The organism is Flavobacterium frigoris, from assembly GCF_900111075.1.
GTDB lineage: Bacteria > Bacteroidota > Bacteroidia > Flavobacteriales > Flavobacteriaceae > Flavobacterium > Flavobacterium frigoris.
Genome location: NZ_FOFZ01000012.1, coordinates 25,879 through 41,481, shown reverse-complemented (window position 1 = coordinate 41,481; position 15,603 = coordinate 25,879). Strand labels below are relative to the sequence as shown.

Genomic DNA, 15,603 nt, shown 5'->3' with positions numbered 1-15,603 from the left:
AATAAATAGATTTGATATCATTTTAATAGGGATATTAAATGATTTTATACTTTTGTCGAAATTTAATTCTAAACAACATGAGAAAAATCGTTTTAAGCATACTATTACTTTCTCTTTTAGTAGTGACCCTATTTTCAACTTCCATTCTTTCTGCACATCCTATTCCAGCAGAAGCAGTAGCATTCGATACTGGAGATACCGCATGGATGATAGTTGCTACAGCACTTGTTTTAATCATGACCCCTGGTTTAGGCTTCTTTTACGGTGGAATGGTAGGTAAAAAAAATGTAATCAGTACCATGTTGCAAAGTTTTATGGCTATGATAGTTGTTACAGTACTTTGGGTAGTAATTGGATTCGGCTTGTCTTTTGGACCTTCAATTGGAGGTATTATCGGTAATCCTTTGCCTAACTTGTTCTTTCAAGGTGTTGGTACCAATACTGCTTGGTCTTTAGCACCAACAGTTCCCTTTCTATTATTCGCTTTATTTCAAGCAAAATTTGCAATAATCACACCTGCTTTAATTACAGGAGCTTTTGCCGAAAGAATTCGCTTCTGGGCTTATCTCCTATTTATGGTTCTATTCATAATCTTGGTATATGCTCCATTATGTCATATGACCTGGCATCCAGAAGGATTATTCTTTAAAATGGGAGTGTTGGATTTTGCCGGCGGAACAGTCGTGCATATGAGTGCTGGTTGGGCTGCATTAGCTGGCGCCATGTTTTTAGGAAAAAGAAAAGCTCAAAAATCAAACCCTGCCCGTATTACATACGTATTGCTAGGAACAGGTTTATTATGGTTTGGATGGTTTGGTTTCAATGCAGGTTCAGCTTTAGGAGCGAACGGTTTAGCTGTACAAGCTCTTGGTACAACAACTGTAGCCGCAGCCGCAGCCGGAATGGCTTGGGTATTTCTAGATAAAATTCTTGGTCACAAACTTTCAGCAATGGGTGCTTGTATTGGTACCGTTGTAGGATTAGTAGCGATCACACCTGCCGCTGGATTCGTAAGTATGCCTCACGCTATATTCATTGGTATATTCAGTAGTATTGTTAGTAACCTTGTAGTAAGCACCTTTCCAAAAGGTAAAATTGATGATGCCTTAGATGTATTTGCTTGCCACGGCGTTGGTGGTATGACAGGTATGTTATTAACAGGAGTTTTTGCTTCTAAAGCAGTAAATTCAGCGGTTACAGATCAAGGTCTAATATTTGGTGAAACAACCTTATTTATTCACCAATTAACTGCTTTAATTATTGTTTCCGTATTTGCTTTTTCAGCATCGTATTTCTTATTTTTTATTGTCAATAAAATTACACCACTAAGAGTATCCGAAGATAAAGAAGAGCTAGGTTTAGACCTCTCTCAACACGGAGAGTTTTTATAATAGTATTTTTAAAAAACTTGTAGTTAGGCTAGCCTAACGCAAAAAAATCCCAATCTGAAATTCAGATTGGGATTTTCTATTTTACACAAACTTAGTATTTAATATAGTTAAAAAAAAACGGTATGATTTTCATATTTTATCGGCAGAATACTAGATAGCTTTATACCACTTAATAAATATAAATGGTATTATTTTTTGAAGTTAGAAATTCCTAATTTTAACCAGCTACCATATTCTTCTATACTCACATAACTAATAGTTGGATTTTCTTTATTTAAACTATTGCCCTCTAAATCCGTTAAAACATACAAAGGCTGTGTATTAGTTTTATATTTTGATATCATAAAATCAGTCCACTTATCCCCTACTGTTTCAATTTCTGAACCTGTCGTTTTCGATATAAACTGTTCGCTTTTAGGTAGATCTCTCTTGTCATCAACATACAAAGATATAAGTACCACTTCATTGTTTAGAATCGGTAATATCATAGCATCAGACCAGACATTATTTTCCATTTTTCTACAATTTACACAAGCATACCCTGTAAAATCAAGCATAATAGGTTTATTTACTGTTTTGGCATAAGCCAATCCTTTTTCATAATCATCAAAAACTATTATTCCATGAGGCCCACTTTTAGCGCCATCTGGCAAAATGACATTCGCAACATTACTTGCCGAACCACCTAATCCATTAGGACTTTCACTGTATTCTAATGTAGGAGGAAAAGCACTAATAATTTTTAAAGGTGCTCCCCAAAGTCCGGGAATTAAATAAATAGTAAAAGTTAAAGTTACTAATCCTAACATTAATCGTCCTACTGAAATATGCGTCAAAGGACTATCATGTGGTAACGTAATTTTTCCGAATAAGTAAAAGGCAAGTGTTCCAAAAATAGCAATCCAAATAGCTAGGAATACTTCTCTTTCCAACAAATGCAATTGCAATACTAAATCAGCATTCGATAAGAATTTAAAGGCTAAAGCCAATTCTAGAAATCCTAAAACGACTTTTACCGTATTCAACCATCCACCAGATTTGGGTAATGAATGTAACCATCCAGGAAACATGGCGAAAAGCATAAATGGTAAGGCTAATGCCAATGAAAAACCGAACATTCCAATGATTGGAGCAATTCCTCCTTTAGAAGCGGCTTCAACTAATAGTGTACCTACTATAGGGCCGGTACAGGAGAACGATACAATTGCAAGCGCCAATGCCATAAATAAAATTCCAATAATCCCGCCTCTATCAGCTTGACTGTCCACTTTATTTGCCCAAGAATTAGGTAACATAATTTCAAATGCTCCCAAAAATGAAGCGGCAAAAACAACTAATAAAACAAAGAAAATAATATTAAACCACACATTTGTTGACAATGCATTCAAAGCATCAGCACCAAAAATCCAGGTTACTAAAAATCCAAGAATTACATAAATAACAATAATTGAAATTCCGTAAATGATTGCATTTCTTATCCCTTTCGCTTTTGTCTTACTTTGCTTGGTAAAAAAGCTTACCGTCATTGGTATCATCGGAAAAACACATGGTGTCAGTAAAGCAGCAAATCCTGATAAAAATGCTATAAAAAAGATAGACCATAATCCTCTTTGTGCATCTGATTTAGGTTCTACCACCACTTCTTTATCAGGCGAAGCAACGACCCTATTACTTGCACCAAGACTCGGCGCTAATGAATCTGTTTTTATTGTATCCGTTTCAATAGGAGCTACTACCACAGCGGCTTCTTTGGGTGCAGCAATTACTGCTACACTCGCAGGTATTGCAAAAGTAAATTTCTTCTCTAAATTGATACAAACTTCTTTACAAACCTGATAATTCAACTCGGCTTCTATTGCTACAACCTTTGGGTTCGTAACATGAATTACCTGTTGAATTTGAGCTTTTCTTTGAAAAAACGTTTCGTTTACTTCAAAAACATCATTATAAGCGGTTTTAGTTTTACTTTCCTTAGCTTTACCTACAAGGTTAAAGTTACCTTTTTGATTTTTAAAAACAACTTCTAAAGCTAATGGGCCACCATCAGGTGTAAACTGGGAATACATGTGCCACTCTTTTTCGATTACCCCATCAAAAGTCAACAAGTACGTATTATCTGATTTTTTTTCAATTTTTGTTGTCCATTTTACTGGATCTAGAATTTGAGCATTTACATTGGCAAAAGCCAAAAAAGTAATAAGGATACCTACTATTTTCTTCATTCTTCTAATTGTATTTTTAATCTATTTTGTGTTTTATTATCTATTCTAAAACGTTCATCTTGTCTAAGTCCGATCAACCAAACAATTTTATTTTCTGACCATAATATCCAGACATTTTCCTTTTCTATTAAGGATAATTTTTCATCTTTAAAAAGTTTGCTCACTTTTTTAGACTTGCCTTCCATACCAAAAGGCTGAAAACTATCTCCTTCATTCCATTTGCGTAAAACTAAGGGAAAACTTAATTTATCAGCATCGACAAATATAGTTGTATTTGTAAGAATGGAAATGTCATCTACTTTACAAAAGGAAAGTTTTAAGGGAATCTTAACGTCTTGATCCTCTTTTTCAATTAAATATTCTTCCTTTTCAGCATTAAAATCAATTGGACTCAGAATTAATGAATTTCTATCTTTCACTAATCGAAACTCAGCCGAAAAAACCTGCTTCCCTGATTGACTATCTACTAAATTATACACATCGTCCCAAGCTGTAAAGCCAAATTCATGCAACCATTGGTATAAATAAGACCTATAATTGGGTAATTTCAATAACTGATTTAAATCAAAATAAATTTCGTTTTCCTCTTGCCTTACCACTTGTTGATACACCATGATTGATGCGTCTTCAATCATGGCTTGTGATTCCTGCAAATAAGATTGTGTTTTCTGGAATGAACTAATAAAGTGCGGATTAAGCTCTTTTAACAAGGGAACTAAATCATGTCGAATTTTATTTCTCAAATACTTATCAGAGGCATTGCTACTGTCTTCTCGCCATTGTATATTGTTCTCTTTGGCATAATTTGCAATTTCTGCCCTTGAAAAATGCAATAATGGTCGTATTATCTTGTCATTTTGTTCTGGAATTCCAACCAATCCTTCTAGGCCAGTTCCTCTACTAAGATTAATTAAAAAAGTTTCGATATTGTCATCTGCATGATGAGCCGTGAGAATGTAATCGTAATTTTCTGTATCTAAAAGTTCATAAAACCAATTATAGCGCAAATCACGAGCGGCAACTTGTGTCGAAAGTTTGTAATCTTTGGCGAAAGCCTCCGTATCAAATTGGGTTAAAAAAAGTGGGATATTAGTAGTGGCTGCAAAATCCTGAACAAAATTTTGGTCTCCAAAACTCTCTAAACCACGCAATTGAAAATTACAATGAGCCAAAGCAATTGGGTTGTCTAATTCATTAAATAAATGAGCCATTACAATACTGTCCAAGCCTCCACTGGTAGCCAGAAGAAGTTTTTTATTATTTAAAAAAGGGAGTTTTTGAGCAATATGATTTTTGAGTCTATCTAACATAGTTCAAAAATAAAGATTAAAATTCAATATCGAATTATGAATAGCAATTATTGCAAGACTTCGTGCATTGCTTTTGCTTTAAGCAAACATTCTTCATATTCATTTTCTGGAATTGATAGTGAAGTTATCGCACTTCCTACTGAATAAGATACATATTGCTTTTCTTGATTGTATAAAATACTTCGGATAACAACATTAAAATCAAAGTCACCATCGGGTTTAAAATACCCTACTGCCCCACTGTACAAGGCTCTTTTCGTTTCTTCCAATTCTTCAATAATGTTCATAGCTGAAATTTTTGGAGCGCCAGTCATACTTCCCATAGGGAAAGACTTCTTTATAGCATCAACAGCGCCATATTGATAATCTAATCTAGATGTAACCGTGGAAATCATTTGATGCACTTGCATAAAAGAATAAATAGCGCATAATTCTGTAACCTGTACAGATCCTTTTTGAGCGGTATGAGATAAATCATTCCGCACTAAATCCGTTATCATAATATTTTCAGATCGTTCTTTCGGATCTGATGCTAGTTTATTCTTCGATTCTTCGTCTTTAATTGGATCCAAAAATCGTTTCGAGGTTCCTTTTATAGGTTGCGAAACAAGCAATTGCCCTTCTTTTTTCAAATAACGCTCCGGTGATGCTGAAAGCAAAAAATGTTTGTTATTTTTAAAAAATACTGCAAATGGAGGCTGAGAAATTTCGTTGAGTTTAAGGAATTTATCTAGTGGATTTATAGTCGCATTTTCAGCATAAAATTCCATACAAAAATTAGCTTCGTACAAATCACCTTGATGAATATGGGTTAGCATTTTTGAAACTTTCTCAAGATACTTCTCTTTTGGTATTCTTTGTTTTATCTCAACTGATGGTGCCTGCAGTTCTGCGTGAGTCGTTTGTAGGTTTATCTCGTTGAAATCAGCCTTTAACTCATCATCACACATGTTTAGATATTGAATTTCGACTTCATTCCCTCTTAATAAAAATATTTTTTTTGGTTGAAAGAAAAATAAATCCGGAAAATGCAAACCATCAAAGTTATTTGATTCCAGATTCTCTACGTCATTTTTTAAATCATAAGACAAATAACCAAAAAGCCAATCTTTTGTTGTTTGTTGGTACTGTTTTAAATCCTCAAAAGCATTATGAAAATCTGTTTTTATAGACGTAAAAGCATCTACTGCCACAGCACAGTCAAAACTTGAATGCTGATCCGGATAATCATTACTATCCATAAAAATGACTTCACGAAACTGTTGTGACCAAATTAGAAGTTGCTTTTTAAACAATTTTGGATTTGAAATGGGCTTATGAATTGATGTTCTCAAAAAAATTTAGCTTTAAACTTCAAAATTACAATAATAAATTTCCTTTAATATGTCATTATCGGAAAAATCAGTTGTTTTTTTTCGTAAATTTACAGTAACACGTTAGTATTAAAACACTTATTAAAATAACAATTATTTTTTTCTAACGGAGACGGTAATCAATGGGGAATATACTATTAAAAATAAATGAGCTTTACCGCATCAGTACATTTTAAATTTTTAACCAATAAAACCTAAATATTATGAAAATTGCTACCATTATTATTCGAACTATACTTGGACTTTTATTTCTCTATACCTCTGTCAGCTATTTTTTACACTTAAGCCCCGAGCCTGTATCAACAGGAGATTTCAAGGCATTCCAACTTGGTTTAATGGCCTCAACTTATTTATTTCCTTTGGCAAAAAGTGTAGAGTTCTTATGTGGTTTATCATTTTTAACGGGCAAATTCACCACATTAGCTAATCTAGTTATTTTCCCTGTAACCCTCAATATATTATTAATTAATTACTTCTTGACACCAGACAACCTTCCGCTCGCCGTTTTTGTGTTTGTGGGTAACATATTCTTGATTTTTGCTCATTGGGAAAATTATAAAGGACTATTCAAAATGGATTAATTTTTAGTCTAAAAAATAAAAACCGACTCTAGATAAGAGTCGGTTTTGTTATTTAATGAATTCGTACTTTTATTTAGTATGTTGCACCCATATTAAATCAGCTGTTTTATAACCAATATCTTCTGCTATTTTCAAGTAGTCTGAGCGAACTTCTAACGGAATTGACCTTTCACGAGACAATATCCATAAATATTTAAGACTCCCTCCTGCAACCAAAGCATATTTATACTCTTTGTCAATCGCAATAACATTATAACCCCCATAAAAAGGACCAAAGAATGACACTTTTAACATGGCTACATTCTCGTCTCCCACAAACTTCGCTTTTCCGATGCTTTGCTTCCATTTGTCATTTTGCACATCATATCCTTTATTATCCACTTTTATCGTTCCATTGTCCTTTAATGAATACTCAGCAGTAGTATTGTTCAGTCCTTTCTCAAATTTAAAATCCAATCTAGCGATTTCATACCATTTTCCTAAATATTTTTCTTTCTCGAAATTTTGAACAGCCTTTGCTTTCTCTGGAATCGTTTTACGTGAGCAGGAATTAAGAAAAACCCCTACTCCAACAAGTGCTAAAGCACCTACTACATGTCTCACTTTCATACTAATTTATTTTTTAATAAAGATATTATGTAAACACCGTTATATCTTTATATAATTTAAATTGAAACTTATAAAATTTAATCATAAAACAAAAAACCCGTCAAACATAACTTGACGGGTTCATTAGTATAAAATCGTACATACTATACGTGTAATGCTCTATTATCTGTAGCCGCTAATGCCGCTTCTTTGATCGCTTCCGCAAAAGTAGGATGCGCATGTGACATTCTTGATATATCTTCAGCTGACGCTTTAAATTCCATTGCAACAACCGCTTCGGCAATTAAATCAGCGCAACGAGCTCCAATCATATGAACTCCCAGAACCTCATCTGTTTTTGCATCAGCAAGAATTTTTACAAAACCGTCTAAATCTCCACTTGCTCTTGCACGACCTAATGCTTTGAAAGGAAAACTTCCAGATTTAAATTCCACACCAGAAGCTTTTAACTGCTCTTCTGTTTGCCCCACTGCAGCCACTTCTGGCCAAGTGTATACAACACCTGGAATCAAATTATAATTGATATGCGGTTTTTGTCCAGCCAAGATTTCAGCAACCATAGCTCCTTCTTCCTCTGCTTTATGAGCTAACATCGCTCCACGAACAACATCTCCTATTGCATAAATATTAGGAATATTAGTCTGTAAATGATCGTTTACTTCCACCATTCCTCTGTCTGAAATTTTAACTCCAGCTTTATCTGCGTTTAAACCGTCTGTGTAAGGACGACGACCAACAGAAACAAGAGAATAGTCCCCTTGTAAAGTGATTGTCTCTCCTTTGGCATTTTCTGCCTGTACAGTCACTGCATCACCGTTTCTTTCTACTGACTTCACTTTATGTGAAACGTAGAATTTCATTCCTTGTTTCTTTAAAACTTTAGTCAATTCTTTAGACAATGAAGCATCCATTCCTGGAATGATTCGGTCCATGAATTCCACTACAGAAACTTGCGCTCCTAAACGTAAATACACCTGACCTAATTCAATACCAATAACTCCACCGCCAATGATGACAAGATGTTTTGGTACTTCTTTTAATTTTAATGCTTCAGTCGAAGTAATAATTCTTTCTTTATCAATTTTGATAAATGGCAAATTAGAAGGTTTAGAACCTGTCGCAATAATAATATTTTTAGCCTCTACTGTTTCGCTAGTTCCGTCCGCTTTTGCAATCGCAACGTGAGTAGCATCTACAAAAGAACCTAATCCTTCTAGAACAGTAATTTTATTTTTGTCCATTAAATATTTTACTCCGCCTGAAGTCTGGTCAACAACTGCTTGTTTGCGTGCAATCATTTTTTCCAGGTTAACTTTTACTTCACCAGAAACTTCAATTCCGTGATCAGCAAAATGTGCTAATTCAGAATAATGATGTGAGGAAGATAACAATGCTTTTGAAGGGATACATCCTACATTAAGGCAAGTTCCTCCAAGAACTGAATATTTTTCGATAATTGCTGTTTTGAAACCAAGTTGTGCACAACGAATTGCTGATACATATCCGCCTGGGCCAGAACCAATAATGACTACGTCAAATGAATTCATAGTATATTTGTTTTTGTTGTTTTTTTATAAAATGTTGCACAAAATTAAGGAATTAAGTTTTGTTTGAAGTTTAATATTAAATATATTTTGTTAAGATTTTACACAGCGACGCATTTAATATCCTGTAAACAATGTCAAATCCACACTAAAATTTCCTAAACTTCAACCACCGTTGTATTTTTAACTTCACTAATCATAAAGGTGCTTTGCGTACTGCCAATATGCTGAAGTATAGTTAATTTTGTTACTAAAAATTCCCTGTAGGCTTTCATGTCTTTCACCACAATCTTAAGAATGTAGTCATAGTCACCACTTACATGATAGCATTCTAAAACTTCTATTAATTGTGCCACCTCACTTTCGAATCTGGTTACAAATTCTTTGGTGTGCTGGATTAGTTTTAAATGACAAAAAACCACAAATCCTTTTTCAATCTTTTCCTTATTGAGCAATACCACGTATTTATCAATAATACCTTCTCTCTCTAATTTTTTAATGCGTTCGTAAACTGCAGTAACGGACAGATTCAATTTCAAAGACAATTCTTTTGTGGTTTTTTTACTGTCTGTTTGTAATAATAAGAGTAGTTTTTTGTCTATTAAGTCTAAAGTCATTTTGTAGTTTTTTTGGCGAAAGCATAAAATATTCGATAAAAATAGAAATAAAATCTACATAAACTGATTATGACGATATAAAAAACTGATTTTACACTCCATTATTGACAATAAAAACCATATAAACGTCCTTTACATTATAAATAGTACTGTTGCAATGGATGATTTAATAACTTTTGGCCTTTTATGCCTCACCTCTTTTTTTACTCTAATCAATCCATTAGGTACGATGCCCATTTTTTTGACCATGACGACTGATTTGTCGGAACAGGAACGAAGATTTACTGCTAAAAAAGCATCCTTAGTTTCCTTCATCATTATCATTTGCTTTGCCCTTTCGGGACAATTACTATTCAAGTTTTTTGGGATCTCCGTAAACAGTTTTAAAATAGTAGGAGGAGTCATTTTCTTCATGATGGGAATGGATATGCTACAGGCTAGATTAAGCACTGTAAAAATCAAAAAAAATGAAGTCAAAAACTATGTAAATGACATTTCGATAACACCTCTCGCAATTCCTATGATTTGCGGCCCAGGCGCTATAACAAACGCCATTGTTTTAATGGAAGATGCTAGCTCAATGTCAAAAATAGTGATCCTACTAGTTTCTATTGCGGTCGTAGTCTTAACCACGTACATCATTCTATTGAGCTCTTCTAAAATTATAAAACTAATAGGTCAAACAGGTATAAATGTAATGATGAGACTTATGGGACTTATCGTTATGGTAATAGCAGTCGAATTCTTTTTTAGTGGCTTAAAGCCAATTATTCACGATCTAATGAAATAACTAACTTAAAAAAAATATTATGAAATTCAACCCCGCAGACAACATTCAAGACTTACAGTATTTTGGCGAATTTGGTGGCGTAAACCCCTCTATTTCTGATTCCTCTACCTATACTTTCCTTTCGGCAAAAACTATGTTTGATACCTTTGAAGGTAACATGGAAGGCTGTTATTTGTATTCCCGTCATTCCTCTCCAAGCAATTTGTATTTAGACAAAGCACTGGCTGCAATGGAAGGTACAGAAACGGCAAATGTATCCGCTTCTGGAATGGGAGCCATCACACCTACTTTATTGCAATTATGCGGAGCTGGAGACCACATCGTCTCAAGCAGAACGATTTATGGAGGAACGTATGCTTTTCTAAAAAACTTCACTCCAAGATTTGGTATCAAAACGACATTTGTTGACATCACAAAACTAGAGGCTGTTGAAGCTGCGATCACTCCGGAAACGAAAGTATTGTATTGTGAAACAGTAAGCAATCCTTTATTGGAAGTTGCCGATATAACTGGTTTATCAAAAATTGCAAAAAAGCATAATTTGACATTAGTTGTAGACAACACCTTCTCTCCATTATCTGTTTCTCCAGTTAAATTTGGTGCTGATATTGTAATTCATAGTTTGACAAAATACATCAACGGAAGCAGCGACACTGTGGGTGGAGTAACTTGTGCTTCACAAGATTTTATCAATCAATTAAAAGACGTAAATAGTGGAGCAAGTATGTTACTAGGGCCAACAATGGATAGCATGCGCTCTGCTAGTGTTATGAAAAACCTACGTACACTTCACCTGAGAATCAAGCAACACAGTCATAACGCTGCGTATCTTGCAGAACATTTTGAAAAAGATGGAGTAAAAACGGTATATCCTGGATTAAAAAGTCATCCAAGCCACGATTTATTCGCATCGATGATTAATCCTGAATACGGTTTTGGTGGAATGATGACAATAGATGTTGGTTCTTTGGCTAAAGCCAATGCCTTAATGGAACTAATGCAATCACGCAACTTAGGATACTTAGCGGTGAGTTTAGGATTTTATAAAACTTTGTTTAGTGCTCCTGGAACCTCTACTTCGAGCGAAATTCCTTTGGAGGAACAAGTAGAAATGGGATTGACTGATGGTTTAATCCGTTTTTCAATTGGTCTAGATAATGACATTAAGAGAACATACGAAATGATGAAAGACTGTATGAAAGAATTGGATATTCTATAATCCAAGACTGTTATAAAATAATTTTTTGATTTTTCACCAAAACCCGCTTAAAAGCCATTTTAAGCGGGTTTTATCTGTTTCATAAAAACACATCCGCCCTTTTCAATTTTGCCGACCAATATGCTTTTGTATTATGGCAATGCGGACATCCAGATTTTCAGCCGAAGAGACAAAAGCAAACATTTTGAAAGCGACTATACTTCTATTTCTAAACAAAAAACTCCAGATTTCTCTGGAGTTCTTTGTTATCTACGTATTATAAATATCTTATTTTATAAGTTCTATTTTTTGAACTTCTTCTTGATGTACACTATCAAAAAATCCTTGTTCGTGCATCCAATCATCACTATAAACTTTACTCATATAACGAGAACCGTGATCAGGAAATATAGCAATAACATTACTATTTTTGTCAAATTCACCTTCGTCGGCATATTGTCTTATCGCCTGCAAAACAGCTCCAGAAGTATAGCCTACAAATAAGCCTTCTTTTCTAGTTATTTCTCTTGCGCAATGTGCACTCTCCTCATCGGTAACTTTCATAAACTTATCGATGGTATCAAAATCAGTAGCAGAAGGAATCAAATTTTTCCCTAAACCTTCAATTCTGTATGGGTAAATTTCATCGTTGTCAAATTCTTTTGTTTCATGGTATTTCTTCAATACTGAACCAAAAGCATCAACTGCAAGCACTTTAATATTAGGGTTTTGTTCTTTTAAGAATTTTGCTGTTCCTGAAATCGTTCCTCCAGTACCACTGCAAGCTACGAGATGAGTAATTTTACCATTCGTTTGCTTCCAAATCTCTGGTCCCGTAGAGTTATAATGTGCATCAATATTCAACTGATTAAAATATTGATTAATATAGATTGACCCCTTTGTTTCTTCATGCAATCTTTTAGCCACGTTGTAATAAGAACGTTCATCATCTGCTGAGACATGTGCTGGGCAAACATAGACTTTAGCGCCTAAACTGCGAAGCATATCAATTTTATCTTTGGACGATTTTGAACTTACAGCTAGTATACAATTGTATCCTTTTATGATGCTCACCATAGCAATACTAAATCCGGTGTTCCCAGATGTCGTTTCGATTATGGTATCTCCTGGAGATAGTATCCCTTTTCTTTCTGCCTCTTCAATTATGTATAAAGCAATTCTATCCTTGGATGAATGTCCTGGATTAAAAGCTTCTACCTTTGCATAGAAATTACCTTCTAACTTTTCTGTGACTTTATTTAGCCTAATAAGAGGTGTATCACCTATTAATTCTAAAACACTATTGTAAGCTTGTATTTCTTCTTTCATAAAAAAATAGTTAGTCGAGGTGAATTTTATTACACCTCGAAACATTGCAAATTTAACAAAAATTTCCGAATTACTTTTTAATTTTCTCTAAATCTAACAAAAAACTGAATTCCTTTGCTAATTCCTTAATGGCTTCAAACCTTCCAGATGCGCCTCCGTGACCTGCATCCATGTTAGTATCTAAAAACAAAAGATTGTTATCTGTTTTCAAAGTTCTCAGCTTCGCTACCCATTTAGCAGGCTCCCAATATTGTACTTGTGAATCATGCAGACCGGTCGATATATACATATTAGGATAGGCTTGGGGTTTTACATTATCATAAGGAGAGTAGGATTTCATATACTTATAATATCTTTTAACGTTTGGATTCCCCCATTCGTCATACTCCCCGGTTGTTAACGGGATAGTTTCATCCAGCATCGTCGTTGCAACGTCTACAAAAGGGACTTGAGCAATTACTCCATGGTATAGTTTTGGCGCCATATTTAAAATAACTCCCATCAATAAGCCCCCTGCAGAACCACCCTCCGCATATAAATGTTTTGTAGAAGTGTATTTTTGCTCAATTAAAAATTTAGAACAATCTATAAAATCTTTGAAAGTATTTTTCTTTTTTAATAATTTTCCGCCTTCGTACCACTGTCTTCCTAAATCTTCTCCACCGCGAATATGTGCGATAGCGTAAACAAAACCTCTGTCTAACAACGACAATCTTGTTGATGAGAAATAAGCATCCATAGAATGTCCGTAAGAACCGTATGCATAAAGCAACAATGGATTTTTTCCATCCTTTTTCAAACCTTTTCTATATACCATAGAAATAGGTATCAGGGTTCCGTCTTTTGCAGTTGCCCAAACACGTTCTTCAATATAATTGTCCTTATCAAAGTTACCACCAAGCACTTCTTGTTCTTTCTTGACTTCTTTTTCTTTGGTGTTCATATTGAAATCAATAATCGAAGCAGGTGTTGCCATCGATTGATAGGCATATCGCAAGATATCTGTATCAAAATCAACGTTTGCAGAAGCATGAGCGGTATAGGTTTCACTTTCAAAAGGCAAATAATATTCCTCTTTTCCACTCCAGGGAATTATTCTAATTTCACTCAAACCATTACTACGTTCTGAAACCACCAAAAAATCTCTAAAAATGTCAATATCTTCCAGTAAAACATCTTCCCTATGAGCAAGAACATCTTCCCAATCCTCCATTGAAGTCTTAGATTCAAGCGTTTTCATTAGTTTGAAATTAGTCGCCTTGTCCTTGTTTGTAAGAATATAAAAATGATCTCCAAAATGAGAAATACTATACTCTAAACCTCTTTTTCTTTTCTGAAAGACTTTAAATTTCCCATCTGGATTGTCGGCTAATAAAGTCATAAATTCTGTAGTCAGCGTGCTCGAAGAGCTGATCAAAATATATTTTTTTGATTTTTCTTTACCCACAGCAACATCAAAAGTATCATCTTTTTCAAAATAAACTACTTCATCTTCTACTGTATCGGTTCCTAATTTATGTTTTAGAACAGTATCGGAACGCAAGGTATTGGCATCCTGAGTAGTATAGAAAATAGTTTGGTTATCATTTGCCCAAGTAGAATTTCCGGTAGTATTCTCAATTTTATCGCTTAAAATTTCGTCTGTTATCAGGTTTTTTACTTGCAAAGTATAAATTCTTCTTCCTACTAAATCTACAGCATAGGTAGCCAGTTGATTATCATTACTAATACTCAATCCGCTTAGATTGAAATATTTTTCTCCCTTTGCCAATTCATTACAATCAAGCATGATTTCTTCTTTTGCCGAAAGGCTTTCCTTTTTTCGAGAATAAATAGGATAATCTTTCCCTACTTCAAAACGAGTAATATAATAATAGCCATTGTATAAATAAGGAACTGATTCATCGTCTTCCTTGATTCTGGCTTTCATTTCTTCAAATAAATCTTTTTGGAATTCCTGCGTATGAGCAGTCATTTTTTGATAATATTCGTTTTCTTTATTCAGATAGTCAATCACTTCAGGATTTTCTCGATCCTTTAACCAATAATAATTATCAATCCTGACGTCTTCGAATTTTTCTAATAGTGTTGGTATAATTTTAGCAACTGGTGGCTGTATATTTTCTATCATTTTTTGAGTTTTCATATTTTAAAGAATAAACAAAAATAAACAAAGCGACTCTAAAACGCGTCTGTTTTTCGTCTTATTTAATATTGCATATTTCTTCAAAATTCGTAATTTCGTATTTCAATAATTTTTAAATTATCAAAAATGGATTTAATGGGAATGATGGGTAAACTTAAAGAAACCCAACAAAAAATGGAAGAAACAAAAAAACGCCTGGATACTGTTCTTGTTGATGAGCAAAGTACAGACGGTTTGTTAAAAATTACGATTACTGCTAATAGAAAAATAAAATCAATTACAATTGCCGATGACTTATTGCAAGACAAAGAACAATTAGAAGATTATATGATTTTAGTAATGAACAAAGCAATCGAGAAAGCGACTAAGGTTAATGAAGCTGAACTTGATGCTGTTGCAAAAATGGATATGCCAATGATTCCTGGAATGGATAATTTGTTCAAATAATCTAAATAAGTTATAAAATATGAATTATGAGTTTGTATAAAAACTC

At 34.0% G+C, this 15,603-nt stretch carries 13 protein-coding genes; 5 read left to right on the top strand and 8 right to left on the bottom strand.

Annotation, left to right across the window (positions count from 1 at the left end; all coding sequences use genetic code 11):
• Nucleotides 1-77: 77 nt before the first annotated feature.
• Nucleotides 78-1,391: an ammonium transporter gene (locus tag BMW63_RS14000; protein WP_074724103.1), complete on the top strand. Its 1,314-nt coding sequence runs from the start codon at nucleotides 78-80 to the stop codon at nucleotides 1,389-1,391.
• Nucleotides 1,392-1,579: 188 nt separating this feature from the next.
• On the opposite strand, the gene BMW63_RS13995 is transcribed toward BMW63_RS14000, so the two are convergent.
• From BMW63_RS13995 to BMW63_RS13985, 3 genes are read right to left on the bottom strand one after another with little or no spacing between them, the layout of a single operon-like run.
• The gene (locus BMW63_RS13995) at nucleotides 1,580-3,613 is read right to left on the bottom strand and encodes a protein-disulfide reductase DsbD family protein (RefSeq protein WP_074724102.1); all 2,034 of its coding nucleotides are present in this window, start codon (nucleotides 3,611-3,613) and stop codon (nucleotides 1,580-1,582) included.
• The gene (tilS, locus tag BMW63_RS13990) at nucleotides 3,610-4,923 is read right to left on the bottom strand and encodes a tRNA lysidine(34) synthetase TilS (RefSeq protein WP_074724101.1); all 1,314 of its coding nucleotides are present in this window, start codon (nucleotides 4,921-4,923) and stop codon (nucleotides 3,610-3,612) included. Before tilS ends, BMW63_RS13995 begins: the two co-directional genes overlap by 4 nt.
• A gap of 47 nt (nucleotides 4,924-4,970) precedes the next feature.
• Nucleotides 4,971-6,257, bottom strand: coding sequence for an anthranilate synthase component I family protein (locus BMW63_RS13985; RefSeq protein ID WP_074724100.1), 1,287 nt, complete (start codon nucleotides 6,255-6,257; stop codon nucleotides 4,971-4,973).
• 242 nt (nucleotides 6,258-6,499) lie between these two features.
• On the opposite strand from BMW63_RS13985, the gene BMW63_RS13980 reads away from it, so the two are divergent.
• Nucleotides 6,500-6,877: a DoxX family membrane protein gene (locus tag BMW63_RS13980; RefSeq protein ID WP_074724099.1), complete on the top strand. Its 378-nt coding sequence runs from the start codon at nucleotides 6,500-6,502 to the stop codon at nucleotides 6,875-6,877.
• Between the two features lie 69 nt (nucleotides 6,878-6,946).
• Here the strand turns inward: BMW63_RS13980 and BMW63_RS13975 are convergent, their stop codons facing one another.
• The 3 genes from BMW63_RS13975 to BMW63_RS13965 form a co-directional block, all read right to left on the bottom strand.
• Entirely contained in the window at nucleotides 6,947-7,486 is a 540-nt protein-coding gene (locus BMW63_RS13975; protein WP_074724098.1) for a lipocalin family protein, read from the bottom strand.
• A gap of 143 nt (nucleotides 7,487-7,629) precedes the next feature.
• The gene (gene lpdA, locus BMW63_RS13970; protein WP_074724097.1) at nucleotides 7,630-9,033 is read right to left on the bottom strand and encodes a dihydrolipoyl dehydrogenase; all 1,404 of its coding nucleotides are present in this window, start codon (nucleotides 9,031-9,033) and stop codon (nucleotides 7,630-7,632) included.
• 155 nt (nucleotides 9,034-9,188) lie between these two features.
• Complete coding sequence (locus BMW63_RS13965) at nucleotides 9,189-9,647, bottom strand: Lrp/AsnC family transcriptional regulator (RefSeq protein ID WP_074724096.1); 459 nt, start codon at nucleotides 9,645-9,647, stop codon at nucleotides 9,189-9,191.
• Nucleotides 9,648-9,804: 157 nt separating this feature from the next.
• Between BMW63_RS13965 and BMW63_RS13960 the strand changes: the two genes are divergently transcribed.
• Nucleotides 9,805-10,437, top strand: a complete 633-nt coding sequence (locus BMW63_RS13960) for a MarC family protein (protein ID WP_074724095.1) — start codon at nucleotides 9,805-9,807, stop codon at nucleotides 10,435-10,437.
• Between the two features lie 16 nt (nucleotides 10,438-10,453).
• Complete coding sequence (locus BMW63_RS13955) at nucleotides 10,454-11,656, top strand: aminotransferase class I/II-fold pyridoxal phosphate-dependent enzyme (RefSeq protein WP_139174253.1); 1,203 nt, start codon at nucleotides 10,454-10,456, stop codon at nucleotides 11,654-11,656.
• A gap of 267 nt (nucleotides 11,657-11,923) precedes the next feature.
• On the opposite strand, the gene BMW63_RS13950 is transcribed toward BMW63_RS13955, so the two are convergent.
• Together BMW63_RS13950 and BMW63_RS13945 are read right to left on the bottom strand one after the other, a co-directional pair.
• Entirely contained in the window at nucleotides 11,924-12,964 is a 1,041-nt protein-coding gene (locus BMW63_RS13950; protein WP_074724156.1) for a cysteate synthase, read from the bottom strand.
• A 70-nt stretch (nucleotides 12,965-13,034) separates the two neighbouring features.
• Complete coding sequence (locus tag BMW63_RS13945; protein ID WP_139174255.1) at nucleotides 13,035-15,095, bottom strand: S9 family peptidase; 2,061 nt, start codon at nucleotides 15,093-15,095, stop codon at nucleotides 13,035-13,037.
• A 141-nt stretch (nucleotides 15,096-15,236) separates the two neighbouring features.
• Here BMW63_RS13945 and BMW63_RS13940 point away from each other — a divergent pair, with 141 nt between their 5' ends.
• Nucleotides 15,237-15,557, top strand: coding sequence for a YbaB/EbfC family nucleoid-associated protein (locus BMW63_RS13940; protein ID WP_074724092.1), 321 nt, complete (start codon nucleotides 15,237-15,239; stop codon nucleotides 15,555-15,557).
• Nucleotides 15,558-15,603 lie beyond the last annotated feature (46 nt).

Bases quoted from the DNA above. Each gene is read 5' to 3' on its own strand.
- BMW63_RS13960 (WP_074724095.1), top strand. From the start codon at position 9,805: ATGGATGATTTAATAACTTTTGGCCTTTTATGCCTCACCTCTTTTTTT.
- lpdA (WP_074724097.1), bottom strand. From the start codon at position 9,033: ATGAATTCATTTGACGTAGTCATTATTGGTTCTGGCCCAGGCGGATAT.
- BMW63_RS13945 (WP_139174255.1), bottom strand. From the start codon at position 15,095: ATGATAGAAAATATACAGCCACCAGTTGCTAAAATTATACCAACACTA.
- BMW63_RS13995 (WP_074724102.1), bottom strand. From the start codon at position 3,613: ATGAAGAAAATAGTAGGTATCCTTATTACTTTTTTGGCTTTTGCCAAT.
- BMW63_RS13950 (WP_074724156.1), bottom strand. From the start codon at position 12,964: ATGAAAGAAGAAATACAAGCTTACAATAGTGTTTTAGAATTAATAGGT.
- BMW63_RS14000 (WP_074724103.1), top strand. From the start codon at position 78: ATGAGAAAAATCGTTTTAAGCATACTATTACTTTCTCTTTTAGTAGTG.
- BMW63_RS13940 (WP_074724092.1), top strand. From the start codon at position 15,237: ATGGATTTAATGGGAATGATGGGTAAACTTAAAGAAACCCAACAAAAA.
- BMW63_RS13965 (WP_074724096.1), bottom strand. From the start codon at position 9,647: ATGACTTTAGACTTAATAGACAAAAAACTACTCTTATTATTACAAACA.
- BMW63_RS13980 (WP_074724099.1), top strand. From the start codon at position 6,500: ATGAAAATTGCTACCATTATTATTCGAACTATACTTGGACTTTTATTT.
- tilS (WP_074724101.1), bottom strand. From the start codon at position 4,923: ATGTTAGATAGACTCAAAAATCATATTGCTCAAAAACTCCCTTTTTTA.
- BMW63_RS13975 (WP_074724098.1), bottom strand. From the start codon at position 7,486: ATGAAAGTGAGACATGTAGTAGGTGCTTTAGCACTTGTTGGAGTAGGG.